Annotated in this window: 18 protein-coding genes; 7 read left to right on the top strand and 11 right to left on the bottom strand. The window is 70.8% G+C overall.

The features are described 5' to 3' along the window. Positions 1-64: 64 nt before the first annotated feature. Complete coding sequence (gene dnaJ / locus AB0N81_RS05025) at positions 65-1,204, bottom strand: molecular chaperone DnaJ (protein WP_362995713.1); 1,140 nt, start codon at positions 1,202-1,204, stop codon at positions 65-67. Further along, complete coding sequence (hrcA, locus tag AB0N81_RS05020) at positions 1,205-2,221, bottom strand: heat-inducible transcriptional repressor HrcA (RefSeq protein ID WP_365355767.1); 1,017 nt, start codon at positions 2,219-2,221, stop codon at positions 1,205-1,207. Positions 2,222-2,376: 155 nt separating this feature from the next. Between hrcA and AB0N81_RS05015 the strand changes: the two genes are divergently transcribed. Together AB0N81_RS05015 and AB0N81_RS05010 are read left to right on the top strand one after the other, a co-directional pair. Further along, positions 2,377-3,111, top strand: coding sequence for an MBL fold metallo-hydrolase (locus AB0N81_RS05015; RefSeq protein ID WP_365356362.1), 735 nt, complete (start codon positions 2,377-2,379; stop codon positions 3,109-3,111). 35 nt (positions 3,112-3,146) lie between these two features. After that, positions 3,147-3,965: a DUF3097 domain-containing protein gene (locus AB0N81_RS05010; protein ID WP_365355765.1), complete on the top strand. Its 819-nt coding sequence runs from the start codon at positions 3,147-3,149 to the stop codon at positions 3,963-3,965. Between the two features lie 597 nt (positions 3,966-4,562). Here the strand turns inward: AB0N81_RS05010 and hemW are convergent. Beyond that, positions 4,563-5,795, bottom strand: a complete 1,233-nt coding sequence (gene hemW / locus AB0N81_RS05005; RefSeq protein ID WP_365355763.1) for a radical SAM family heme chaperone HemW — start codon at positions 5,793-5,795, stop codon at positions 4,563-4,565. Positions 5,796-5,993: 198 nt separating this feature from the next. Continuing rightward, positions 5,994-7,901, bottom strand: coding sequence for an ATP-binding SpoIIE family protein phosphatase (locus tag AB0N81_RS05000; protein WP_365355761.1), 1,908 nt, complete (start codon positions 7,899-7,901; stop codon positions 5,994-5,996). 234 nt (positions 7,902-8,135) lie between these two features. Between AB0N81_RS05000 and AB0N81_RS04995 the strand changes: the two genes are divergently transcribed. After that, the gene (locus AB0N81_RS04995; RefSeq protein ID WP_365355759.1) at positions 8,136-12,230 is read left to right on the top strand and encodes a HAMP domain-containing protein; all 4,095 of its coding nucleotides are present in this window, start codon (positions 8,136-8,138) and stop codon (positions 12,228-12,230) included. Positions 12,231-12,242: 12 nt separating this feature from the next. After that, complete coding sequence (locus tag AB0N81_RS04990) at positions 12,243-12,827, top strand: response regulator (protein ID WP_365356360.1); 585 nt, start codon at positions 12,243-12,245, stop codon at positions 12,825-12,827. A gap of 53 nt (positions 12,828-12,880) precedes the next feature. Here the strand turns inward: AB0N81_RS04990 and AB0N81_RS04985 are convergent, their stop codons facing one another. Both AB0N81_RS04985 and lepA read right to left on the bottom strand, forming a co-directional pair. Further along, a complete protein-coding gene (locus tag AB0N81_RS04985; protein ID WP_365355757.1) occupies positions 12,881-14,770 on the bottom strand; it encodes a long-chain fatty acid--CoA ligase in 1,890 nt (629 codons plus the stop codon). Positions 14,771-15,065: 295 nt separating this feature from the next. Further along, complete coding sequence (gene lepA / locus AB0N81_RS04980) at positions 15,066-16,937, bottom strand: translation elongation factor 4 (protein ID WP_365355755.1); 1,872 nt, start codon at positions 16,935-16,937, stop codon at positions 15,066-15,068. A 217-nt stretch (positions 16,938-17,154) separates the two neighbouring features. Here lepA and rpsT point away from each other — a divergent pair, with 217 nt between their 5' ends. After that, entirely contained in the window at positions 17,155-17,421 is a 267-nt protein-coding gene (rpsT, locus tag AB0N81_RS04975; protein ID WP_365355753.1) for a 30S ribosomal protein S20, read from the top strand. A gap of 482 nt (positions 17,422-17,903) precedes the next feature. Here rpsT and holA read toward each other — a convergent pair whose 3' ends face one another. Beyond that, a complete protein-coding gene (gene holA, locus AB0N81_RS04970; RefSeq protein WP_365355751.1) occupies positions 17,904-18,899 on the bottom strand; it encodes a DNA polymerase III subunit delta in 996 nt (331 codons plus the stop codon). A gap of 72 nt (positions 18,900-18,971) precedes the next feature. On the opposite strand from holA, the gene AB0N81_RS04965 reads away from it, so the two are divergent. After that, the gene (locus AB0N81_RS04965) at positions 18,972-19,217 is read left to right on the top strand and encodes a hypothetical protein (RefSeq protein ID WP_365355749.1); all 246 of its coding nucleotides are present in this window, start codon (positions 18,972-18,974) and stop codon (positions 19,215-19,217) included. Between the two features lie 45 nt (positions 19,218-19,262). On the opposite strand, the gene AB0N81_RS04960 is transcribed toward AB0N81_RS04965, so the two are convergent. Both AB0N81_RS04960 and AB0N81_RS04955 read right to left on the bottom strand, forming a co-directional pair. After that, positions 19,263-20,147: a YceI family protein gene (locus AB0N81_RS04960; RefSeq protein WP_365356359.1), complete on the bottom strand. Its 885-nt coding sequence runs from the start codon at positions 20,145-20,147 to the stop codon at positions 19,263-19,265. A 298-nt stretch (positions 20,148-20,445) separates the two neighbouring features. Further along, positions 20,446-22,737, bottom strand: coding sequence for a ComEC/Rec2 family competence protein (locus tag AB0N81_RS04955; RefSeq protein WP_365355747.1), 2,292 nt, complete (start codon positions 22,735-22,737; stop codon positions 20,446-20,448). A 124-nt stretch (positions 22,738-22,861) separates the two neighbouring features. Here AB0N81_RS04955 and AB0N81_RS04950 point away from each other — a divergent pair, with 124 nt between their 5' ends. Next, entirely contained in the window at positions 22,862-23,005 is a 144-nt protein-coding gene (locus AB0N81_RS04950) for a hypothetical protein (RefSeq protein WP_365355745.1), read from the top strand. 13 nt (positions 23,006-23,018) lie between these two features. Here the strand turns inward: AB0N81_RS04950 and AB0N81_RS04945 are convergent, their stop codons facing one another. Both AB0N81_RS04945 and AB0N81_RS04940 read right to left on the bottom strand, forming a co-directional pair. Beyond that, on the bottom strand, positions 23,019-24,017 hold the full coding sequence (locus tag AB0N81_RS04945; RefSeq protein ID WP_365355743.1) for a helix-hairpin-helix domain-containing protein: 999 nt from the start codon (positions 24,015-24,017) through the stop codon (positions 23,019-23,021). 439 nt (positions 24,018-24,456) lie between these two features. Continuing rightward, positions 24,457-25,302 carry a DegV family protein gene (locus AB0N81_RS04940; RefSeq protein WP_365355741.1) on the bottom strand — a complete coding sequence of 282 codons (846 nt, stop codon included), beginning with the start codon at positions 25,300-25,302 and terminating at the stop codon, positions 24,457-24,459. Between the last annotated feature and the right edge of the window lie 78 nt (positions 25,303-25,380).

Raw genomic sequence — 25,380 nt, 5'->3', positions numbered from 1 at the left:
CCGACAAAGCCCCCGGCACGGAAGATCCGTCGCCGGGGGCTAAGGAAGGCCACCGCTCAAGGCGCTACCGCCCGTTGAACGCGTCCTTGAGCCGCGAGAACAACCCCTGCTGCCCCGGCTGGAACTGCCCCGTGGGCCGCTCCTCACCGCGCAGCTGCGCCAGCTCACGCAGCAGCCGCTCCTGCTCGGGGTCGAGCTTCGTCGGCGTGAGGACCTCGACGTGCACGATGAGGTCGCCGCGGCCGCCGCCCCGCAGATGAGTGATCCCGCGCCCGTGCAGCGGAACGGACTGCCCCGACTGCGTACCGGGCCGGATGTCGATCTCCTCCAGGCCGTCGAGCGTCTCCAGCGGCACCTTCGTGCCGAGCGACGCCGCCGTCATCGGGATCGTCACCGTGCAGTGCAGGTCGTCGCCGCGCCGCTGGAAGACGGCGTGCGGCAGCTCGTGGATCTCGACGTAAAGGTCGCCGGCGGGGCCACCGCCGGGCCCGACCTCACCTTCACCCGCGAGCTGAATCCTGGTCCCGTTGTCGACACCGGCGGGAATCTTCACGGTCAGCGTCCGACGCGACCGGATGCGGCCGTCACCGGCACACTCCGGGCACGGCGTCGGCACCACGGTCCCGAAGCCCTGACACTGCGGGCAGGGCCGCGAGGTCATGACCTGGCCGAGGAAGGACCGCGTGACCTGCGACACCTCACCGCGACCGCGACACATGTCACAGGTCTGGGCGGACGTCCCGGGAGCCGCACCCTCCCCACTACAGGTCGTACACACCACAGCGGTGTCGACCTGAATGTCCTTGGTGGTCCCGAAGGCGGCCTCTTCGAGGTCGATCTCGAGGCGGATCATGGCGTCCTGGCCGCGGCGCGTGCGCGACCGGGGGCCCCGCTGCGACGCCGTCCCGAAGAACGCGTCCATGATGTCGGAGAAGTTGCCGAAGCCACCGGCGCCGAAGCCACCCGCGCCTCCGCCGCCGCCCGCCTGGGACAGGGGGTCGCCGCCGAGGTCGTAGACCTGCTTCTTCTGCGGGTCCGACAACACCTCGTACGCGGCGTTGATCTCCTTGAAGCGCTCCTGAGTCTTCGGGTCCGGATTCACATCCGGGTGAAGCTCACGAGCCAGCCTCCGGAAGGCCTTCTTGATCTCGTCCTGGGAAGCGTCGCGGCGCACGCCGAGTACGGCGTAGTAGTCCGTGGCCACTTACGACTCCGCCAGGATCTGTCCGACGTAACGTGCCACTGCGCGTACTGCTCCCATCGTTCCCGGATAGTCCATGCGGGTCGGTCCGACCACGCCGAGCTTGGCGACTGCCTCGCTTCCCGAACCGTAGCCGACCGAGACCACGGACGTGGAGCTGAGCCCCTCATGGGCGTTCTCGTGACCGATCCGTACGGCCATGCCCGAATCCTGCACCTCCCCAAGCAACTTGAGGAGCACGACCTGCTCCTCAAGGGCTTCGAGAACGGGCCGGATGGTGAGGGGAAAGTCATGTCCGAAGCGCGTGAGATTGGCGGTGCCGCCGATCATCAGCCGTTCTTCGGTCTCCTCCACGAGCGTCTCGAGGAGAGTGGACAGAACCGTCGCGACCGTGCCGCGGTCCTCGGCCTCGAAGGCCTCGGGCAGGTCCTGCACCAACTGTGGCACATCCGCGAAGCGCCGCCCCGCGACCCTGCTGTTCAGCCTGGCCCGCAGGTCCGCGAGCGCGGTCTCACCGAACGGCGCCGGGCAGTCGATCATGCGCTGCTCGACGCGTCCCGTGTCGGTGATCAGTACGAGCATCAGCCGGGCGGGAGCGAGCGAAAGCAGCTCGACGTGCCGCACAGTCGACCGGGTCAGCGAGGGATACTGCACGACGGCGACCTGCCGGGTCAGCTGCGCGAGCAGCCGAACCGTACGCCCCACCACGTCATCGAGGTCCACTGCGCCGTCGAGGAAATTCTGGATGGCCCGCCGCTCGGGCGCGGTCATCGGCTTGACGCCGGCGAGCTTGTCGACGAAGAGGCGGTACCCCTTGTCCGTCGGGATGCGCCCCGCGCTGGTGTGGGGCTGGGCGATGAACCCTTCCTCCTCCAGCGCCGCCATGTCGTTGCGGACGGTGGCCGGGGAGACCCCCAGACGGTGCCGCTCGGTGAGCGCCTTGGAGCCGACGGGCTCCTCCGTCCCCACATAGTCATGGACGATGGCGCGCAGCACTTCGAGCCTGCGTTCATTGAGCATCGCGCACACCTCCAGCTGTCTCCGTGAGCCCCGCCTGGCACTCGCCCGCGGTGAGTGCCAGCCTTTCAAAGGGTCAGTGTACGGCCGTCGGGTACGGCCCCGGCAAGACAGCGGCTGCCGAACACCGCGCGTGCGGATAGCGTCACCGTATGAACGTGACGCCGGCATGGGAAGCGGCGGGCTGGGAGCGGCTCGCACGGCGCGTGGGGCGGTGCCGTCTGCCCGTCTGGGACTGCGCGGCGGGACTCGTCGTCGGCGACGACGCCGCCCTCATGATCGAGTCCGGTTCGAGCCTGGCGGAGGGCGCGGCCCTGCGGACCCAGGCCCAGCGGATCCTCGGCGGCGGCCGCAGAGTCACCCACCTCGCGCTCACCCACCCCCACTTCGACCACGTCCTCGGGGCGGCCGCCTTCGCGGGCGTGGAGGTGTACGGGGCGGTGGGCATCGACACGGTCTTCGCCAAGGGCCGCGAAGAACTGCGTGAGGACGCGGTACGCCACGGCCTGGACGCGGACGCGGCTGCGGAGGCGACCGACCTCCTCGTCCACCCGCACCACCTGGTGTGCGGGGAGTGGACGCTCGACCTGGGCGGCCTCCAGGTGCTGCTCGCGAACATCGGCCCCGGCCACTCGGGCCACGACCTCGCGGTCCTGGTGCCTGGCACCGACGGCGACCGGGAGATCGTCTTCTGCGGCGACCTCGTCGAGGAGTCGGGCGAACCGCAGGCGGGCCCGGACGCGGTACCGTCCCGCTGGCCGGCCGCGCTGGACCGCCTCCTGGAGTTGGGCGGCGAGAACGCGCTGTACGTACCGGGCCACGGCGCGACGGTAAATGCGGCATTTGTCCACACGCAACGCGCCACCTTGGCCACCCGCTTCGGCGTGTCGTGACGCCAACACCCGCCGCTCTTCCTATCGTCACCAGAATGCGCCAGTACTCCGCCGACCTCACGCCCCCTTGGAAGAAGCCGAAGCCCGTACCGGAGGTGGCGGCGGACGCCGGCCTCGTGGTCGAGGAGCTGAGCACCGGTTTCTGCGGGGCGGTGATCCGTTGCGAGAAGACGGCGCAAGGCCCGACGGTGACGCTGGAGGACCGGTTCGGCAAGCACCGCGTGTTCCCGATGGAGCCCCGCGGTTTCCTCTTGGACGGCCGCCCGGTGACCCTGGTCCGCCCCGCGCAGGCTTCTACTCCTGTACGTCCCTCCCGTACCGCCTCCGGTTCGGTGGCCGTCCCCGGGGCGCGGGCCAGGGTCGCCCGCGCGGGACGCATCTACGTAGAGGGCCGTCACGACGCCGAACTGGTCGAGCGGGTCTGGGGCGACGACCTCCGCATCGAGGGCGTCGTCGTCGAGTACCTGGAAGGCATCGACGACCTCCCCGCGATCGTCGCCGAGTTCGCCCCCGGCCCCGACGCCCGCCTGGGCATCCTCGTCGACCACCTGGTCCCCGGCTCCAAGGAGTCCCGCATCGCGGCAGAGGTGACCAGCGCCCACGCCCTGGTGGTCGGCCACCCCTACATCGACGTATGGGAGGCGGTGAAGCCGTCCTCCGTAGGCATCCCCTCCTGGCCCCGCGTGCCCCGCGGCCAGGACTGGAAGACGGGCGTCTGCAGGTCCCTCGGCTGGCCCGAGAACACGGGGGCGGCCTGGCAACGCATCCTGAACTCGGTCCACTCCTACAAGGACCTGGAACCCCCACTCCTGGGCCGAGTAGAAGAACTGATCGACTTCGTCACCCTCCCCTGACCCCGCCCCCCCCACGACGCCCCGCCGGGGTGGGTGAGGTGTCCCCGCGACGCCCCCCGGGGTGGGTGGGATGCCCCGCGACGTCCCCCCGGGGTAGGAGCCCCAAGCCCGCCGCTTCGCGGCGGATGTATCCCACCCACCCACCCGTTTGCCCCGCGACGCCCCGCGGGAGTAGGGGCGGGCGGGTGGGGTATTCTCCGCGACGCCCTGCAGGGGTAGGAGCAGGAGGGGAGCGATCCCCCACCGGACCGCAGCCGCAAACGCTCCCGAGGGGACGTGAGGGCCCGGGCGCGGGCAACCCCCACCGGCCGGCAGCCGCGCAACCGGCCCGAGGGCCGCGGAGGGGTGGGCGCTGGCAACCCCCACCGGGCCGCAGCCGCAAACGCGCCCGAGGGGACGTGGGGGTATGTGCGCACGGAGCACCGAGCACACATTGGCGCCTTTGGACTTGAGGCGCGACGCAGGGATAGCGAGTACGTACATACCCCCACGGCCCCGCCCCACAGCCGGGCAGCAGGCGCAGACCCGGGACCACGCACACACGCCCGACGACCCGCCCCACAACGCAACAACAGGCGCCCCCGTCCAAGGCGCCCCCTAGTCGACCAGGTCCCGCACCACCGCGTCCGCCAGCAACCGCCCCCGAAGCGTCAACACGGCCCGCCCCTCCGCATAGGGCCCACCCTCAAGCAGCCCCTCCACCAAAGCCCGCCGCGAGGCGCCCAGACCGGCTTCCCGCAGCAGCGACAACGGACACCCCTCCCTCAACCGCAGCTCCAGCAGAATCCGCTCCACCCGCCGATCCTCGGCAGAAAGCACTTCCCGCCCGGCCCCCGGCGACCCGCCCCCCGCCAACGCCCCCGCGTACGCCCCGGGATGCTTGACGTTCCACCACCGCACACCGCCCACGTGACTGTGCGCCCCCGGCCCGGCCCCCCACCAGTCGGCCCCCCGCCAGTACAGCTCGTTGTGCAGGCACCGCCCCGCCTCGGACGTGGCCCAGTTGGACACCTCGTACCAGTCGAATCCCGCACCCCCCAGCACCTCGTCCGCGATGAGGTACCGGTCCGCGTGGACGTCGTCGTCGGTCATCGGCACCTCCCCGCGCCGAATCCGCCGCGCGAGCTGCGTCCCCTCCTCCACGATCAGCGCGTAGGCGCTGACGTGGTCGGGCCCGGCCCCGATCGCCGCGTCGAGCGTGGCCCGCCAGTCGTCGTCGGTCTCGCCCGGTGTGCCGTAGATCAAATCGAGATTCACATGGTCGAACCCGGCCGCCCGCGCCTCGGCGACGCACGCCTCGGGCCGACCGGGCGTATGCGTACGGTCGAGGACCTTCAGAACGTGCTGCTTGGCGCTCTGCATGCCGAAGGAGACACGGTTGAACCCGCCTTCCCGCAGCTCACTCAGATACGCCGCGTCGACGGACTCCGGATTGGCCTCGGTCGTGATCTCGGCATCGTCCGCGAGCCCGAATTCATCCCGTACAGCCCGCAGCATCCGCACAAGATCCCCGGCGGCGAGCAGCGTCGGCGTACCGCCCCCGACGAACACGGTCCGCACGGGCCGCGGGTCGTCCCCCAGGACCTTCCGGGCGAGCCGTACCTCGTCGACGAGGGTCTCCGCGTAGTTGTCCCGGGAGGCGAGCACGCCACCGGAGCCGCGCAGCTCGGTGGCGGTGTACGTGTTGAAGTCGCAGTAGCCGCAGCGTGTGGCGCAGTACGGGACGTGCAGGTAGAAGCCGAGGGGGCGGGAGGCCGCGCCGTCCAGGGCGGACGCGGGCAGCGCGCCGTCCTCGGGCATGGGCTCACCATCGGGCAGTGCGGAAGGCATACGACAAGTGTCCCGCACTCCACCGCGAGCCCCTCAGCGCACCACCCCCCGCAATGCGCCCGCACCACTCAATGCACCCGCACCACTCAAAGTGCCCACCCCACACTCAACGCACCCGCACCACTCAACGCGCCCGCACCACTCAATGCAGCCGCACCACCCGAAGTACCCACCCCACACTCAACGCACCCGCACCACTCAATGCGCCCGCAACACCAACAACGCCAGATCATCATCCGGCGGCCGCTCCGAGAACTCGTGCACGAGTCGCCGGATCCGCTCCGCCACCAACCCCGCGTCGAGCCCCGCACACCCGGCCAGCGCCTCCGCGAGCCCGTTGCCGTCGTCGAACTGCTGCCGCCCCGAGCGGCGCTCGGTCACGCCGTCCGTGACGCAGAGCAGCGTCTCGCCGGCCCGCAGATCGAAGCTCTCGCTCGTGTACGTCTCGTCGTCGACGACCCCGAGCAGCATCTGCGGAGTGGCCGCCTCCCGTACCTTCCCCTCCGGGGAGAGGAGGAGCGGCAGCGGATGCCCGGCGCAGGCGATCGTGCAGTGCACTCCCCCTTCGTAGGGGAGGAGCTCGCCGTACAGGAGGGAGAGGAAGCGCGAGGTCGGCCCGTCGGGCGGCACTCCCTGCCCGCCCGCCACCGCGACCACCGCCGCCGCCGCGTCCGCCGCCTCGGTCGCGTCGTCGAGGAGCAGTTGGTTGAGGCGGTCCATGACGTCCGCGACCTGGTACCCCTCGCGGGCGAGGAGCCGCAGCCAGGGCCGGGCGAGGCCGATGACGACGGCCGCCTCCGGCCCCTTCCCCTGGACGTCGCCGAGCGCGAAGCACCAGCGGCCCTCGCCCGCCTGGAACACGTCGTAGAAGTCGCCGCCGGGGCCGCCCTTGTCCCGCGGCTCGTAGACCAGGCCGCTCTCGACGCCGGGGATCTCGGCGACCTTGCTGGGCAGCAGCCCGCGCTGGAGCACCTGGCTGATGTTGGCCTGGCGCTGGTAGCGGCGGGCGGTGCTGACGGCGAGCGCGACCCGGCGGCTGAAGTCCTCGATGAGGCCGGTGACCTCGTCGGCGAACCGGACGAGGCCCGCCCGGCCGATGACGAGCGTGCCGAGCGCGCGTCCGCCCGCGGTCAGGCGGTACGCCAGTGCCGCGCCGGACGCCCCGCCCGCAGGCGCCTCGCCGGGCCAGGGGACGGGGCAGGCGCCCGAGCCCGCCGCCTCGGGCAGCCGGGGCGGCTCCTTCTCCAGGACGCGGCGCAGTTCCTCTATGCGGTGTTCGCTGGTGTGCCACACGCGGGCGAGGCGTGCCCCCGGCCCTCCCATGCCGCCGCGGCCCGGCCCTCCCGAGGCGTCTTCGAGCCACACCGCGCACCAGTCCGCGAGGCGCGGCACGAGGAGCTGTCCGGCGAGGGCGGCCACCAGGTCCTCGTCGAACTGTCCGGCCAGCAGGTCGGACGCCTCGGCGAGGAAGGTGAGCGCGCCCCTGTTGACCCACTCCGTGTCGTGGGAGGTCCGCTTGGGCAGCGGCGCGAGGATCTCGGCGGCGCGCAGGCCGCGCTGGAGCGCCTGCTCGCTCGCGTACGACTCGATCTCTTGGACGGCCTGCACGCCTTCGACGGGCAGCCGGGCCCAGACGGTCTTGGTGCCCGTGCGGTAGGTGATGCCCCAGGACTCGGAGAGGGTGGCGACGAGGTTCAGGCCGCGGCCGTACTCCGGGGTGCCGGACGCCGACGGCGGGCCCTGTTCGTTGCGGACGGCGCGGGAGGGGTGGTGGTCGGAGACCTCGATGACGAGGGCCTCCGTGCTGCTCTCCTCGGGCAGTGCCTCGTCGAGCCGGCACATCAGCTCGACGTTCGTGCCCGCGTGCACGACGGCGTTGGTCACCAGTTCGCTCACGAGCAGCACCGAGTCGTCGGCGAGGCGGTCGGTGATGCCGGCGGCCGCGGGCACTCCGAGCTCGGTCCAGTCGGCGAGCGCGGCACGCACGAACCTGCGTGCGGCGGCGGGTGCCAGTGGGTTTCCGGGCAGTGATGTGCGCGCCACCGCCGGTGGCCCGGGGTGGTCCGGGTCCGTGGCGGAGGCACGGAAATCGTTCTTCCGTTGCATCGGAATGGACCCCACAATGCGGCTCCTGAGCAGTTCGGGCGAATACGCCTCAGGTGACACCGACAGAGTGACAGACTGGCCACACTCATAAGCAACGAGTTACTGAAGTGGGCCGTTATGAGTGAGAACAGTGCTATGCCTGCGCTCGGACGTGGCCGGAATCGGGTCCCCGCGCAGAAGACCGACCCCGACACGGAATCGGTCACCTCCCAGCTACGCCCGCTTCTCGCTGCCATGCGCGCCGCAAGGGACGGGGACTTCACCAAGGTCGCGCCGGTCGGTGAGGGCATCACCGCCGAGCTGTACGCGGTCTTCAACGAAATGCTGGACCGTTCACTGCACTTCGACGGTGAACTGGTCCGAGTGCGACGCGAGATCATACGACACGGCCGGCTCGACGAGCGGTTCGGCGCGAGCCCCGGACAGGGCAGGTGGGCGGCGCGTGTCTCGGAGGTCAACACCCTCCTTGACGCGTTGGTCGCACCGGCGGCGAACGCCACCCGGGTGCTGAACGCGGTGGCGGGCGGTGACCTCACTCAGCGCGTCGACCTGCACGACGGCACCCGTGAACTGCGGGGTGATTTACGCCGTTTGGGGCGTGCCGTCAACACGATGGTCGATCAGTTGTCCCTCTTCACGGGTGAAGTCACCCGCGTCGCCCGGGAGGTCGGCACGGAGGGCCGGCTCGGCGGGCGCGCCAAGGTGCGCGGTCTGTCCGGCAGTTGGCGGGACGTGACGGAGGCCGTCAACACGATGGCGTCCCGGCTCACCGCCCAGGTGCGGGACATCGCCCTCGTCACCACGGCGGTGGCGCAGGGCGACCTGACCCGCACGGTCACCGTCGAGGCGACGGGTGAGCTGCTCGAACTGAAGCTGACCGTGAACACGATGGTGGAGCAGCTCTCCGCGTTCGCCGCCGAGGTGACCCGCGTCGCCCGCGAGGTGGGCACGGAGGGCCAGTTGGGCGGCCGCGCCCAGGCGCGCGGGGTGTCGGGCGTGTGGAAGGACCTCACCGACAACGTCAACTTCATGGCGTCGAACCTCACCTCCCAGGTCCGCAACATCGCCCAGGTCACCACCGCCGTCGCCAACGGCGACCTGAGCCAGAAGATCACCGTGGACGCCCGGGGCGAGATCCTGGAGCTGAAGTCGACGGTGAACACGATGGTCGACCAGCTGTCCGCGTTCGCCGACGAGGTCACCCGCGTCGCCCGCGAGGTCGGCACCGAAGGGAATCTGGGCGGGCGCGCCCAGGTGCGGGGCGTGTCGGGGGTGTGGAAGGACCTCACCGACAACGTCAACTTCATGGCGGACAACCTCACCTCCCAGGTGCGGAACATCGCGCTCGTGTCGACGGCCGTCGCCCAGGGCGACCTCGGCAAGAAGATCACGGTGGAGGCGAAGGGCGAGATCCTGGAGCTGAAGTCGACGATCAACACGATGGTCGACCAGCTCTCCGCGTTCGCCGACGAGGTCACCCGCGTCGCCCGCGAGGTCGGCACCGAGGGCAACCTCGGCGGCCAGGCCCAGGTGCGGGGCGTCTCCGGCGTGTGGAAGGACCTCACCGACAACGTCAACTTCATGGCGTCGAACCTCACCTCCCAGGTCCGCAACATCGCCCAGGTCACCACCGCCGTCGCCAACGGCGACCTCTCCAAGATGATCACGGTCACGGCGCGCGGCGAGATCCTGGAGCTGAAGGACACCGTCAACACGATGGTGGAGCAGCTGCGTGCCTTCGCCGACGAGGTGACCCGTGTCGCCCGCGAGGTCGGCACGGACGGCAGGCTCGGCGGCCGTGCGCAGGTCCTCGGCGTATCGGGCGTGTGGAAGGACCTCACCGACAACGTCAACTACATGGCGGACAACCTCACGGGCCAGGTCCGCAACATCGCCCAGGTCGCGACGGCCGTGGCCCAGGGCGACCTCTCCAAGAAGATCGACGTGGACGCCCGCGGCGAGATCCTGGAGCTGAAGACCACCATCAACACCATGGTGGACACGCTGTCCTCGTTCTCCTCCGAGGTCACCCGCGTGGCCCGCGAGGTCGGCTCCGAGGGTCAGCTGGGCGGCCAGGCCCGCGTCGAGGGCGTGTACGGCACGTGGAAGCGCCTGACGACGAACGTGAACGAGCTGGCGCTGAACCTCACCACTCAGGTCCGCGCCATCGCCGAGGTCGCCTCCGCCGTCGCCCAGGGCGACATGACCCGCGCCATCACGGTCGAGACGCGCGGCGAGGTCACCGACCTCAAGGACAACATCAACCTGATGGTGTCCAACCTCCGCGAGACCACCCGCGCGAAGGACTGGCTGGAGTCCAACCTCGCCCGCCTCGCGGGTCTGATGCAGGGCCACCGCGACCTGATGGAGGTCGCCGATCTGATCCTGCGCGAGCTGACCCCGCTGGTGAACGCGCAGTACGGCGCGTTCTTCCTGGCCGACCCGGACACCGCGGAGAGCCCCGCGCCCACCCAGGTCACCGCGAAGGGCCTCGCGTTCATCGCGGGGTACGGCGCGGCGCAGGGCTCGGTCGTCGACACCGGCGGGATGCCGGCGCAGGGCCTGGTGCGCCAGGCCGCTCTGGAGAAGAAGCGCATCCTCGTCGAGGAGGTCCCGCCGGACTACATCAAGATCCATTCGGGGCTCGGCGACGCGGCGCCCGCCACGGTCGTGATCATCCCGATCCTCTTCGAGGACAAGCTGCTCGGCGTGATCGAGCTGGCCACGTTCTCCCGCTTCTCCGATGTCCACCTGGCCTTCTTCGACCAGTTCGTGAACACCATCGGCGTCGCCATCAACACGATCATCGCCAACTCCCGCACGGAGTCCCTGCTAGGCGAGTCCCAGCGCCTGGCCACCCAGCTCCAGGAGCGCTCGGACGAACTCCAGCGCCAGCAGGCCGAGCTGCGCCGCTCGAACGCCGAGCTGGAGGAGAAGGCGGCCCTGCTCGCCACGAGTTCGCAGTACAAGTCGGAGTTCCTGGCGAACATGTCGCACGAGCTGCGCACGCCGCTCAACTCGCTCCTCATCCTGGCCCGGCTGCTCTCCGACAACCCCGACGACCACCTCTCCGACCAGGAGGTGCAGTTCGCGACGACCATCCACCGCTCGGGTTCCGACCTGCTCCAGCTCATCAACGACATCCTGGACCTGTCGAAGATCGAGGCCGGGCGCATGGACGTACGCCCCAAGAAGCTCCCGCTCATCAAGGTCCTCGACTACGTCCACGCGACGTTCCGCCCGCTCACCCTGGACCGGGGACTCGCCTTCGACGTGTCGGTCGGCGAGGACGTGCCGCGTGAGATGTTCTCGGACGAGCAGCGCCTCCAGCAGATCCTGCGCAACCTCCTGTCGAACGCGGTGAAGTTCACCTCGGCGGGCAGCGTCGAGCTGCGCGTCAGCCGCGTCAAGGAGACGGCGCGCGACCGGCTGGTCCACGACAACGAGGACCTGCTCTGTTTCGCCGTCAGGGACACCGGCATCGGCATCCCCGCCGAGCAGCTCCCGGTCATCTTCGAGGCGTTCCAGCAGGCCGACGGCACCACCAACCGCAAGTACGGAGGCACCGGCCTCGGTCTCTCCATCAGCCGTGAGATCGCGGGCCTGCTCGGCGGCCGTATCACCGCGGAGAGCAGCCCCGGCGAGGGCTCGACCTTCTCGCTGTACGTCCCGGTGGTGCACCCGGGCCACGGCGCGGCCGCCATCGCGTACGCCGCGACGCACACGCAGCACATGCCGGAGCCGATCGAACAGGCGGCCCTGCGGCCGCACACCGCCCTCGAACCCGACGACAGCTGGCCCACGCCCACGAAGCTGGAGGAGTGGAAGGAAGGGCGCGCGGGCCGCATACTCCCGGGGCGCAGGGTGCTCATCGTCGACGACGACATCCGCAACGTCTTCGCGCTGACCCACGTCCTGAGCCGTGTCGGCATGCCCGTCCTGTACGCGGAGAACGGCCGCGAGGGCATCGAGACGCTGGAACGCAATCCGGAGGTCGACATCGTCCTGATGGACATCATGATGCCGGAGATGGACGGCTACGAAACCATGGCCGCGATCCGCCGCAGTCCCCGCTGGCGGGGTCTGCCCATCGTCGCCCTCACCGCCAAGGCCATGCCCGGGGACCGCGAGAAGGCCATCTCCCAGGGCGCCACCGACTACGTACCGAAACCAGTGGACGTGGACCAGCTGCTGGGCGTCGTCTGCGCCCTCCTGGACCCCGCAGGACCGGCAGCCGCCGAGCAGGCCACCTCCCCCGATCCAGAGACCGTCGCTCCGGAACAGCCCAGCACTCAGGGAGAAGGCGCTGTTCCGCCGGCAACCGAGTGAGGCACCGTGACCATGAGTGCAGAGGCCGTTACCGACAACCGCGCGAGCATCCTCCTTGTCGACGACATGGAGGACAACCTGATGGCGCTCGAAGCCGTCCTCGGGTCACTGAACGAGCCGTTGGTGCGCGCCCGTTCGGGTGAGGAGGCCATGAAGGCGATCCTGAGGCAACGATTCGCCGTGATCCTCCTGGACGTCCGCATGCCCGGCATGGACGGCTTCGAGACCGCGTCGAACATCAAGCGTCTCGACCAGACCAAGGACGTGCCCATCATCTTCCTGACGGGCACCGACAACGACGCGGGCTATGCCTTCCGGGGCTACGCGACGGGCGCGGCGGACTATCTCACCAAGCCGTTCGACCCGTGGGTACTGCGCGCCAAGGTCACCGTCTTCCTCGAACTGCATCGCAAGAACCGGCAGTTGGAGCGGATACTGGCCCGTGAGCAGCGCCAGTTCGACGAGTTGGGCGCGCGTCTGTCGGCGATCGAGACCCATATGGCCGCGAGCAGTCTCAAGGACGTCCTCGAACTGCGCCGCCATGTGACGCACATGGAGGAGCTGGTGCAGGAGATGCGCCGCGGCCGGGGCGTCTAGGCCACCCCGGCCGCGCACGAAAGGCCCCCGGACCCCGGGCCGCGCGCCCGCGCTCAGGCCTCGCGCGAACCCGCGTACATCTCCTCGATCAGGTGCTTGTACTCCCGCTCGACAACCGGGCGCTTCAGCTTGAGGCTGGGCGTCAGCTCGCCGTGCTCGACATCCAGGTCGCGCGGCAGGAGCCGGAACTTCTTGATGGTCTGCCAGCGCTGCAGGCCTTCGTTGAGCTGCCGCACGTAACCGTCGATGAGCTCGACCGTGGCGGGGGCGGCGACCACCTCGGCGTAGGACTTGCCCTCCTGGCCGTTCTCCTTGGCCCAGTCGAGGATGGCGGGCTCGTCGAGGGAGATCAGCGCGGTGCAGAAATTCCGGTCGGCGCCGTGCACGAGGATGTTCGAGACGTACGGACACACGGCCTTGAACTGGCCCTCGACCTCGGCGGGCGCGATGTACTTGCCGCCGGACGTTTTGATCAGGTCCTTCTTGCGGTCGGTGATCCGCAGGTAGCCGTCGACGGACAGCTCGCCGATGTCCCCGGTGTGGAACCAGCCGTCGGACTCCAGGACCTCGGCCGTCTTCTCCGGCAGCCCGTGGTAGCCCTCCATGATGCCGGGGCCGCGCAGCAGGATCTCGCCGTCGTCCGCGATGCGCACCTCGGTGCCGGGCAGCGGCTTGCCGACCGTGCCGGTGCGGTAGGCCTCGCCGGGGTTCACGAAGGAGGCCGCGGAGGACTCGGTCAGGCCGTACCCCTCCAGGATGTGGATGCCGGCGCCCGCGAAGAAGTAGCCGATCTCGGGGGCGAGCGCGGCCGACCCGGAGACGGCGGCGCGCAGCCGTCCGCCGAACGCCTCGCGCAGCTTGGAGTAGACGAGGGTGTCGGCGGCCTTGTGCTTGGCGCGCAGCCCGAAGGGCACCGAGGCGGTGCCGGTCCTGCGGAAGTTGTCCTGGCTGACCTTGGCGTACTCGCGGGAGACCTCGGCGGCCCACAGGAAGATCTTGTACTTGGCGCCGCCACCGGCCCGCGCCTTGGCCGCGACCCCGTTGTAGACCTTCTCGAAGATGCGGGGCACGGCGGCCATGTACGTCGGCTGCACGACCGGCAGATTCTCGATGATCTTGTCCACGCGGCCGTCGACGGCGGTGACGTGCCCGAGCTCGATCTGCCCGGAGGTCAGCACCTTGCCGAAGACGTGCGCGAGCGGCAGCCACAGGTACTGCACGTCGTCCGGGCCGAGCAGCCCGGTCGCCGCGATGGCCTTGGCCATGTACGACCAGTTGTCCTGCGGCAGGCGCACGCCCTTGGGGCGTCCGGTGGTGCCGGAGGTGTAGATGATCGTGGCGAGCTGGTCGGCGGTGATCGCCGCGATCCGCTCCTTGATGAGCCCCGGGTTCTTCTCCAGGTGTGCGGCGCCGCGGGCCTCCAGGTCGGCGAGCGTGAGCACCCAGCCCTCGGGGTCGCCCTCCACGGGCTCCGCGCCCTCGGCGTCGAGCACCACGACGTGCCGCAGCTCGGGCAGGTCGGCGCGCTTCTCACGCGCCTTGGCGAGCTGCGCGGCGTCCTCGGCGATCAGCACCCGGCTGCCGGAGTCGGCCAGGATGTACGCCGACTCCTCGGCGTTGGTCTGCGGGTACACGGTCGTCGTGGCCGCGCCGGCACACATGATGCCGAGGTCGCAGAGAATCCACTCGACGCGCGTGGAGGAGGCGAGGGCGACCCGGTCCTCCGACCGCAGGCCGAGCTCGATCAGCCCGGCCGCGATGGCGTGGACGCGGTCGGCGGCCTGTGCCCAGCTGAGCGTCCGCCAGTCGTCGGGGCCCTCGCCCGAGGCCGCGGGGACCGGGTAGCGGTAGGCCTCGGCGTCCGGCGTGGCCGCCACGCGCTCCAGGAAGAGATGCGCCACGGAAGGCGGACGGTTCTCGATCAAGATCTGTGTGTCGCTCACGACATCCTCCGGGCCCACGACGGTGCGGCGAACTGGCTGGCGGCTGCTTCTACGTCTGCTTCTACGTCTGCTCTTACGTGTGCTTCTTACGTCCCTGCGGCTACTTGTTTAACTTGTGAGTAACCTACGAGTGGTGATCAGAGTAGAGCTCCGACGCGCCATGCGTAAGGGGCATCTGCCTGTCACTTCCTCCAGACACCCAAACGGAACGAGCAGGCCCGCCGCAACGCGCCGCGGGCCCGGTGCGTTGCGCACCGGGCCCGCGTGGCGGCCGCTCACCCGCGGCAGGCGGCGACTACTTCTTGGCCTTGCCGGGGCCGCTGTCGTCGCTGGAGAGCACCGCGATGAAGGCTTCCTGCGGCACCTCGACGGAGCCGACCATCTTCATCCGCTTCTTGCCCTCCTTCTGCTTCTCGAGCAGCTTCCGCTTACGGGAGATGTCACCGCCGTAGCACTTGGCGAGGACGTCCTTGCGGATGGCGCGGATGGTCTCGCGGGCGATGACCCGGGAGCCGATCGCGGCCTGGACGGGCACCTCGAAGGCCTGGCGCGGGATGAGCTCGCGCAGCTTGGCGACGAGCCGCACGCCGTACGCGTACGCCGCGTCCTTGTGCGTGACGGCGGAGAAGGCGTCGACCTTGTCGCCGTGCAGCAGGATGTCCACCTTGACGAGCTGCGCGGACTGCTCGCCCGTGGGCTCGTAGTCCAGCGAGGCGTAACCACGCGTCTTGGACTTCAGCTGGTCGAAGAAGTCGAAGACGATCTCGGCGAGCGGCAGCGTGTAGCGGATCTCGACGCGGTCCTCGGAGAGATAGTCCATGCCGAGCATGACGCCGCGCCTGTTCTGGCACAGCTCCATGATCGAGCCGATGAACTCGCTGGGCGCGAGGATCGTGGCGCGCACGACGGGCTCGTACACCTCGTCGATCTTGCCCTCGGGGAATTCACTCGGGTTGGTGACCGTGTGCTCGGTGCCGTCCTCCATGATCACGCGGTAGACCACGTTCGGAGCGGTGGCGATGAGGTCGAGGCCGAACTCGCGCTCGAGCCGCTCACGGATCACGTCGAGGTGCAGCAGCCCGAGGAAGCCGACGCGGAAGCCGAAGCCGAGCGCGGCCGAGGTCTCCGGCTCGTAGACGAGCGCGGCGTCGTTGAGCTGCAGCTTGTCCAGGGCCTCGCGGAGGTCCGGGTACTCCGAGCCGTCCAGCGGATACAGGCCCGAGAAGACCATCGGCTTCGGGTCCTTGTAGCCGCCGAGCGCCTCGGTGGCTCCCTTGTGCAGGGAGGTGATCGTGTCACCGACCTTGGACTGACGGACGTCCTTCACGCCGGTGATGATGTAGCCCACCTCGCCGACGCCGATGCCGTCGGCCGGGGTCATCTCGGGCGACGACACACCGATCTCGAGCAGCTCGTGCGTGGCCCCGGTGGACATCATCCGGATCCGCTCACGCTTGTTGAGCTGGCCGTCGACGACTCGGACGTACGTCACGACGCCGCGGTAGGAGTCGTAGACCGAGTCGAAGATCATCGCGCGGGCGGGCGCGTCCGCGACGCCGACCGGCGGCGGGATCTCGGCGACGACCTTGTCGAGCAGCGCCTCGACGCCCATGCCGGTCTTCGCGGAGACCTTCAGCACGTCCTCGGGCTCGCAGCCGATGAGGTTGGCGAGCTCCTCGGAGAACTTCTCCGGCTGGGCCGCCGGCAGGTCGATCTTGTTGAGCACCGGGATGATCTTGAGGTCGTTCTCCATCGCCAGGTAGAGGTTGGCGAGAGTCTGCGCCTCGATGCCCTGGGCCGCGTCGACGAGGAGGATCGTGCCCTCACAGGCCGCGAGCGAACGCGAGACCTCGTACGTGAAGTCGACGTGTCCCGGGGTGTCGATCATGTTGAGGATGTGCGTACTGCCCTGGTCCGGGCCCTCGTTAGGGGCCCAGGGCAGACGCACCGCCTGGGACTTGATCGTGATGCCGCGCTCGCGCTCGATGTCCATCCGGTCGAGGTACTGAGCACGCATCTGCCGCTGCTCCACCACCCCGGTGAGCTGGAGCATGCGGTCGGCGAGCGTGGACTTGCCGTGGTCGATGTGCGCGATGATGCAGAAATTGCGGATCAGAGCCGGGTCGGTACGGCTCGGCTCGGGCACATTGTTAGGGGTCGCGGGCACGCAGGGTCCTGTCTCTTGAGGCGCCTGTAGCCTCGGGTCGGATCTATACGTAGCTTCCATCGTCCCATGGGTGGCGCACTGCGCTCGGTTTGGGCCGGTCCGAGGGCGGCTGGTACCGTGGACAGCTGTGTCTCGTAGCCCTCTCAAGCATCGAGGCGCGTGTCATCAAATTCATCTGCAGTACCTCTGCAGTACCTGAACCTGAAAAGGCTCTTTCGTGGCGAACATCAAGTCCCAGATCAAGCGGATCAAGACCAACGAGAAGGCGCGTCAGCGCAACAAGGCGGTCAAGTCTTCGCTGAAGACCGCGATCCGCAAGGCCCGCGAGGCCGTTGCCGCCGGTGACACCCAGAAGGCCGCCGAGCTCACGCGTGAGGCCACGCGTCAGCTGGACAAGGCCGTCTCCAAGGGCGTCATCCACAAGAACCAGGCCGCCAACAAGAAGTCGGCGCTTGCGACGAAGGCGGCGGCCCTCAAGGGCTGAAGCCCTTACCCCGGCTAGTGCGCCGGGGAGCTGATCAATCCTCCCGCGAGGGTAATTCGAGCCCTCTACCTCGAATCGCGGACAGACCACGCAGTACGCCACGCTGCGCCATTGCCCCCGGACCCACTCCGGGGGCATTGCTGTGTCCTGTCCCCGGCGAGGGGCTTCACCTGTTGCTGTGGCTGCGGCTGCGGCTGTTGCTGGGGCTGTGGCTGCGGTGGGCCGGGCTCTTCAGGGGCGCGAGAAACTGCGCGACCAGCCACGGGCAACCCGCACACGCATCGAGCCGCAGAGGCCGTGGCTGCGGTGGGCCGGGCTCTTCAGGGCCGCGAGGAACCGCGCGACCAGCCACGGGCAACCCGCACACGCATCGAGCCGCAGAGGCCGTGGCTGCGGTGGGCCGGGCTCTTCAGGGGCGCGAGGAACTGCGCGACCAGCCACGGGCTACCCGCAGGGAATGAACCGCCAGCCTGTGCGGAGCACTAATGGCGGCCGGAGCGAGCCGCACGCGCAATGGCGACGACGGCCTTCTCCAACGCGTACTCCGGATCATCGCCCCCGCCCTTGACCCCCGCATCGGCCGCCGCCACCGCGGTGAGCGCCGCGGCCACCCCGTCCGGCGTCCAGCCTCGCATCTGCTGGCGCACACGGTCGATCTTCCAGGGCGGCATGCCCAGCTCACGGGCGAGGTCGGCGGGCCGGCCGCCGCGCGCGGACGAAAGCTTCCCGATCGCCCGGACACCCTGCGCGAGGGCACTCGTGATCATGACGGGAGCGACCCCGGTCGCGAGGGACCAGCGCAACGCCTCGAGCGCCTCCGCGGCCCGCCCCTCGACGGCCCGGTCGGCCACGGTGAAGCTGGAGGCCTCCGCGCGACCCGTGTAGTACCGCCCGACGACCGCTTCGTCGATCGTGCCCTCGACGTCCGCCGCCAGCTGGGAGACCGCGGAGGCGAGCTCCCGCAGATCGCTGCCGATCGAGTCGACGAGCGCCTGGCACGCCTCGGACGTCGCCGAACGGCCGATCGTGCGGAACTCGCTCCGCACGAACGACAGCCGGTCCGCCGGCTTGGTCATCTTGGGGCAGGCGACCTCGCGGGCCCCCATCTTGCGCGCGGCGTCGAGCAGGCCCTTGCCCTTCGCGCCGCCCGCGTGCAGCAGGACGAGAGTGATCTCCTCGACCGGCGAGGCGAGATACGCCTTGACGTCCTTGATCGTGTCCGCCGACAGATCCTGCGCGTTCCGCACGACGACGACCTTGCGCTCGGCGAAGAGCGACGGGCTGGTCAGCTCGGCGAGCGTGCCGGGCTGCAACTGGTCGGGGGTGAGGTCGCGCACGTCCGTGTCCGCGTCGGACGCCCGGGCGGCCGCGACCACCTGCTGCACGGCGCGGTCGAGGAGCAGATCCTCCTGCCCCACGGCGAGCGTGAGGGGAGCGAGCGGATCTGACATGTCGGCGGTATCTGTCTTCCTGGCCATCGCCGACAAGCATCCCACGCGGCACTGACACCCCGCCCCGAGCCGCCCGTCCCTGTGGCGGAGAATGGGCCGGTGACCGATGTACGACATGTCCTGGTGCTGCCCGACCGCGACGCCGCGGAGGCGGTGTCCGAAGAACTCCCCGACCGTTTCGGCGTGGCCGAGGAACCCCAGCTCGTCCGCGACGCCCTGGCTGGGGAGGACGACGCCGAGGACGCCCAGTGGCTGGTGGTCGTCGAGGACCCCGAGTCCCGCCTCGACCCCGCTGCCCTCGATGAACTCGCCGCCGAACACGAGGGCTGGCTCGAAGCCCCGTAGTGAACGGCGGCCGGTCCGTCCGGCCGTCAGCCCGGCGGGGGGCGGTCAGCCTGTCTTGGGGATCACCTGGATGTCGAGGTCGATCGTGATGCTGTGTCCGACGGCGGCGATACCGCGCGCGAGCATCGTCTGCCAGGTGATCGTGAAGTCGTCGCGGTGCAGTTCGGTGCCGGCGCGGCAGGCGACCCGGGTCTCACCCTCGAGTCCCTTGCCGATCCCGAGGTACTCCGTGTCGAGCGTGACCGTGCGCGTCACGCCGTGCAGCGTCAAGCCGCCGGACACCGCCCAGCGGCTGCCGCCCTTGTGGACGAAGCGGTCGCTGTAGAACTCCATCGTCGGGAAGCGCGCGACGTCCAGGAAGTCACCGGAACGCAGGTGGTCGTCGCGCATCGTGACCCCGGTGTCGATGGAGGACGCGTCGATGACGACATGCATCGCTGACTCCTCCATCCGCTCGCCCATCCGGATCGCACCCGCGAAGCTGTTGAACCGGCCGCGGATGCGGGCGAGCCCGATGTGCCGCGCGGTGAAGGCGACCGAGGAGTGCAGGGGGTCGATCTCCCAGTCGCCGGGCTCGGGCAGCGCCGGGGGCTGGGCGACCTGGAGCGTCACGTCGCCGAGCGAGGCGTGCGCGTCCTCCGCGACCGTCGCGCTCGCCCGGTACGGAGTGAACCCCTCCGCCGAGACCGCGAGACGGTAGTCCCCCGCCGGAACAGCCGTGATGAACGAGCCGAAGGGGTCCGTGCCCCCACTGACGACCTTGCGGCCCATGGCATCGCTGACGGCGAACTCCGCGTTCCGCACGGGCTCATTGACCGGGTCGAGCACCCGGCAGCTGAGCACCCCCGCGCTCGACGGAATCGTGAGCGCCGACAAGGGTCCCGTCCGTCCAGCCAGATTCGTACGGTTTCCCAGCCAACGGCCGAACACGTGCGACACACCCCCGCCTTACTTGACAACACCTGCAAACTGCAACGAAGAGGCATTCGATCACCGTTGCGGCTTTCGATGCAACACGGACCCAGATCACGGGAATGCTACCGATGCGCCGGGAAGTGTCATGACTGGCCCAACTGACCCGAATTGGCCACCTAGCCTTTTACATATCCCCAGCTCAGGGCCGTGTTCCCCTCGGTAGCCCCGCCGGGAGGGGCGCGGAGAGGCGGCAGTAGAAAGGCGGCCGTAGAGACGCGGGGCGTCTGCGTGGGCGAGGATCAGACGGCCACCCTCACGGCGGTCGGGTGGCCACTCCGAGCCGCGGTGCCGACCGGGAGCCCGAGCCCACCACCGCGATCGCGCCCTCCGTGTCCGTACGCACCACCTGCGCACCCCCGGCCCGCAGCGCCGCCAGGGTGACGGGCGACGGATGTCCGTACGAGTTGTCGGCGCCGCAGGAGATCAGGGCCAGCCGAGGCGCCGCCCTGCGCAGGAGCCCCGGATCCTGGTGAGCCGATCCGTGATGGGCGACCTTGAGCACGTCCACGGAAGCGAGCGACGCGGCGGCCGGGGTGCGCAACAGCGCTCGCTGTGCGGGCGGCTCCAGGTCCCCGAGGAGCAGCAGGGTCAGCCCTCCCGTCCGTACGAGCAGAGTGACACTCGCGTCGTTCGGCCCGTCGGGGCGCGGCACCGATCCTGCCGGGGGCCAGATCACCTGCCAGTCCAGGGGGCCCGCCCGGCGCCGCTCCCCCGCCGCCGCCTGAACCACCGGAACCCGCGCCGCCGCGGCGTGCTCCCGCACGAACGCGGCCTGCTCCGGCGGCTCCTGGAACCCCGTCGTCTGGATCTCCCCCACCTCGCGTCCTCGCAGCACCCCCGGCAGCCCCGCGACGTGGTCGGCGTGGAAGTGCGTGAGCAGGACGAGCGGCACGCGCGTGATCCCCAGCGAACGCAGACAGCGGTCGGCCGCCACCGGGTCGGGCCCCGCGTCGACCACCACCCCCGCGCCGTCGCCCGCCGCGAGCACCGCGGCATCGCCCTGCCCGACATCGCACATCGCCAGGCGCCATCCCGGTGGCGGCCAGCCCGCGATCACCCGGGTGACCGGCGGGGGCTGGACGACCACGAGGAAGAGCAGCGCGGCACAGGCGGCGGCCACCCATGGGTGTCGCACGACCCTGCGTCCCGCCAGGACGAGGACCACGGTGACGACCGCGAGCAGGAACCCGCCACGCCAGCCGCCCGGCCAGTCGACCCCGCTCCCGGGCAGCGCCGCCCCGGTACGGGCGATCCCCGCGATCCACTCGGTGGGCCAACTCGCGCCCCAGGCAAGGACCTTGGCGGCAGGCATCGCCACCGGCGCCGCGGCCAGCGCCGCGAAGCCGAGCACTGTGGCGGGCGCGACCGCGAACTCCGCGAGGAGATTGCACGGCACCGCGACCAGGCTCACCCGGGCCGCGAGGGCGGCGACGACGGGCGCGCACACCGCTTGCGCCGCCGCCGCTGCGGCCAACGCGTCCGCGAGGCGTGGCGGGATCCCCCGCCTGCGCAGGGCGGCTCCCCAGCGCGGCGCGAGGGTGAGCAGGGCGCCGGTGGCCAGGACGGAGAGCAGGAAGCCGTAACTCCGGGCGAGCCACGGGTCGTACAGGACGAGCAGCAGGACCGCCGTGGCCAGCGCGGGGATGAGGGATCTGCGCCGCCCGGTGGCGATGGCGAGGAGGGCGATCAGCCCGCAGGCCGCGGCCCGCACCACACTCGGATCCGGTCGGCAGACGATGACGAACCCGAGCGTGAGCACCCCGCCGAGCACCGCCGTCGTACGCAGCGGAACACCGAGCTTCGGCGCCAGGCCGCGCCTCTCGATCCGTTGGGCGGTGCCCTGCGGGCCGATGAGCAGGACCAGGACGATCGTGAGGTTCGCGCCGCTCACGGCAAGCAGGTGCGTGAGGTCGGTCGCCCGGAAGGCCTGGTCGAGCTCGGCCGGCACGCGGGAGGTGTCCCCGATGACGAGCCCGGGGAGCAGGGCGCGGGCATCGGCCGGCAGGCTGTCCGTGGCCTCCCGCAGCCCGCCCCGCAGCCGCCCGGCGAGCCGCTGCGGCCCGGACGGTGCCCCGACCACCCGTGGCGGCCGCTCCCCCGACACCCGGAGCACCGCGGCGGTCTTGCCCCTCTCCGTCAGCGGCGGGGCGAGTCGGGCCTGCACGCGCACCCGGGTCGACGGGAGCAACGCGAGCCAGTCCGCACGGGGCCCGGCACCGGACCGGGCCCCCGCATCTCCTGCACCTTTTCCAGAATCCGTACTCCCCGTCCGCACCACGACCAGGACGGGCGTGCGTGTCGCAGTCGATGTGCCGTCCGCCTCCGTGACACGGAGGACTTCGGCGTCCAGGACGACGGCGGGCGGCATCGTGTGCGCGCTCGCGACACGGGGACGGGTGCGCCGGGGGTCGGAGGTGACCTCCAACTCCGCTTCCACCTGCGCGTACTCACCCGCCAGAGCCGGGACCGGACCACGGCGCAGATCCGCCCCGTGCAGCGCCGCGGAGGCCGTCGCCCCGGCCGCGCAGAGCAGAACCGCGGCCACCGAGAGCCTTCCCCATGGCCGCCGCCCCACCGCCCGCCCGGGACCTCCGGCGTCCCGCACCCGTCTCCCCCGGGCCGTCCACGTCACCATCAGCGCCCCGGCCACCAACACGCAGCCTGTCACCGTGGCCAACGCCCACCGGGTCGGCACGTCCAACATCAGCGCGGCCGACGCCCACGCCGCCAACGCGGGCGGCACCAGCCGGAGGTCGGCCGGGCCCTCCTGCCGAGGGTTCGAGGCACCGAGCCGGTGGCCCGACGCAAGGTGAACTGCCGCGCGCGTCATGGCCGTACGAGATCTTGAAGGTCGGCGAAGCGCCGGTCGCCGATGCCGTTGACCTCGCGGAGCTCTTCGACGGAGCGGAAACCGCCGTGCTCCGCGCGGTAGTCGATGATGTGCTGCGCCAGCACGGGTCCGACGCCCGGCAGTTGGTCGAGTTGCTCCGGGGTCGCCGTGTTCAGGCCGATCGGCCCGGTGGCGGCCGCCCCTCCAACGCCACCCGCTCCTCCCGTTCCACCCACTCCTCCCGTCCCCGCGCCCGTGCCCGCGCCTGCTCCACCGGCCCCGGCGGCCGCCGCAGGGCCTCCGACCACCACCTGTTCGCCGTCCATGAGGAACCGCGCCCGATTGAGCCCGCCCGTCTCAGTACCCGGCCGGACACCACCGGCGGCCCGCAGGGCGTCGGCCACCCGGGACCCGGCGGGCAGCCGCTGAACACCCGGGCGGCGGACCTTCCCGCTGACGTCCACGACGATCACACCCCCGGCAGCACCGCCGGCCGCCGCGCCACCCGGGCCACCCCCGTCCGCCGACGCCCGCCCCGCCTGCGCCGGAACTCCCGGCGACGGAGCCGGTTCCGCACCCCGGTCAGGGGCGCTGCCCGCCGCACGCACGACCTCGGGCGGCCGCACGGACTGGGTCCGCCCCGTCCAGAAGTGCTGCACGGCGAAGACGGCCGCGACGGCGAGGACCACGACGAGCGCGACCACGCTGCGCCGCTCCAGACCGCACCGCGACTGCAGCCACACGGGGAGCCGCTCCCGGACGGCGAGCCCCATCCGCTCGCGCCGCGAAGAGCCCGGCCCCACCGCCTCCGGCCCCGCCGCCTCCGACCCCTGGGCCGATACGGGCTGCGGCCCCTGTTCCGAGACAGACTGCGGCGCCTCCGCCTGGCCCCGCGCCTCCGCTTCCCGCGCCCACCCGGGCACGGGCACACGCGGCGCGGCGGCGCGTTGCCCGGCCCGGGCCTCGCCCACCGGCACCGCATCCGGAGCCGCCACGTCCAGCCGCGGAGAACGCGGGTGACTCCTCGAAGGCTGTGAGGGCCGTGAAGGCCGCGAAGAGGGAGAAGAGGGCGTCAGAGAAGGCGTCGGAGGAGGCGGCTGCGGCTCCGCGAAGAGGCTCTCCGCACGCAGCCGGACCGCCTCCGCCGAGGCGCGTCTGCGACGGGCCCGATCACGGGCGTGACGGTGGCTCGCGCGACCGTCGGACGCGGGGCCGCGACCGGGGCCGCTCGATGCGGAAGCTGTCCTGGGAAGTGGTCGAAGTGCCATGCCGACGACGTTAGGCACAGCGGAAGAAAGTTGTTGATCTTGCTCAATTTCCGTGGATTACTCGGCAGTTGTGGATATCTCCGTCACCCACACGTGGGAAATCAGGGCCACACCTCACCGCTCGAACCGAGCAGCCGGCCTCACCGCTCGAACCGAGCAGTCAACCTCACCGCGGCGAGACCACGGCCCCCAGCAACCCCGGCCCCGTGTGCGCCCCGATCACCGCGCCGACCTCGCTGACGTGCAGCTCCGCAAGGCCCGGCACCCGTTCCCTGAGCCGCTCAGCGAGTACCGACGCCCGCTCCGGTGCCGCCAGATGATGCACCGCGATGTCGACCTCGCCGGTACCGGCGCGCTCGACCACGAGCTCCTCGAGCCGGGCGATCGCCTTCGACGCCGTCCGTACCTTCTCCAGCATGTCGATGCGGCCGCCGTCCAGCTTCAGCAGCGGCTTGACGGCGAGCGCGGAGCCCAGCAGCGCCTGTGCGGCGCCGATGCGGCCGCCCCTGCGCAGATAGTCGAGGGTGTCGACGTAGAAGTACGCGGACGTGCCTGCGGCCCGCTTCTCCGCGGCCGCCACCACCTCCTCCGCCGAGTCGCCGGCCTCGGCGGCCTGAGCCGCCGCGAGGGCGCAGAAGCCCAGGGCCATCGCGACCATGCCGGTGTCCACCACCCGCACCGGCACCGGCGCTTCCTTCGCGGCGAGGACCGCGGCGTCGTACGTACCGGAGAACTCGGCGGACAGATGCAGCGAGACGATGGCCGTGGCACCCGCCTCGGCGGCCTTCCGGTACGTCTCCGCGAAGAGCTGGGGGCTGGGCCGGGACGTCGTCACCGACTTCCGCTTCTGCAGCGCCAGGGCGAGCGAGCGGGCCGAGATCTCGGTGCCCTCCTCCAGCGCCTGATCCCCGAGGACCACGGTCAGGGGCACCGCGGTGATGCCGTGCCGGTCCATCGTCGCCTGCGGCAGGTAGGCCGTTGAATCCGTGACGATCGCGACATGGCGGGACATGAGCTGGAGATTACCTGTCTGCGCCGTCGGGCGGCAGTCCGGCCCCTGCCCGCCCGGCTCCCCGGACGTCCCGTCCGC

The organism is Streptomyces sp. NPDC093510, assembly GCF_040683555.1.
GTDB lineage: Bacteria > Actinomycetota > Actinomycetes > Streptomycetales > Streptomycetaceae > Streptomyces.
Note: the sequence above shows the minus strand (reverse complement) of the source record. Positions and strands in the feature narration are given on the sequence as shown.

Coding starts and splice junctions, on each gene's coding strand:
- hrcA (WP_365355767.1), bottom strand. CDS start 2,221: ATGCTCAATGAACGCAGGCTCGAAGTGCTGCGCGCCATCGTCCATGAC.
- AB0N81_RS05010 (WP_365355765.1), top strand. CDS start 3,147: ATGCGCCAGTACTCCGCCGACCTCACGCCCCCTTGGAAGAAGCCGAAG.
- hemW (WP_365355763.1), bottom strand. CDS start 5,795: ATGCCTTCCGCACTGCCCGATGGTGAGCCCATGCCCGAGGACGGCGCG.
- AB0N81_RS05000 (WP_365355761.1), bottom strand. CDS start 7,901: ATGCAACGGAAGAACGATTTCCGTGCCTCCGCCACGGACCCGGACCAC.
- AB0N81_RS04995 (WP_365355759.1), top strand. CDS start 8,136: ATGCGCGCCGCAAGGGACGGGGACTTCACCAAGGTCGCGCCGGTCGGT.
- AB0N81_RS04990 (WP_365356360.1), top strand. CDS start 12,243: ATGAGTGCAGAGGCCGTTACCGACAACCGCGCGAGCATCCTCCTTGTC.
- holA (WP_365355751.1), bottom strand. CDS start 18,899: ATGGCCAGGAAGACAGATACCGCCGACATGTCAGATCCGCTCGCTCCC.
- AB0N81_RS04940 (WP_365355741.1), bottom strand. CDS start 25,302: ATGTCCCGCCATGTCGCGATCGTCACGGATTCAACGGCCTACCTGCCG.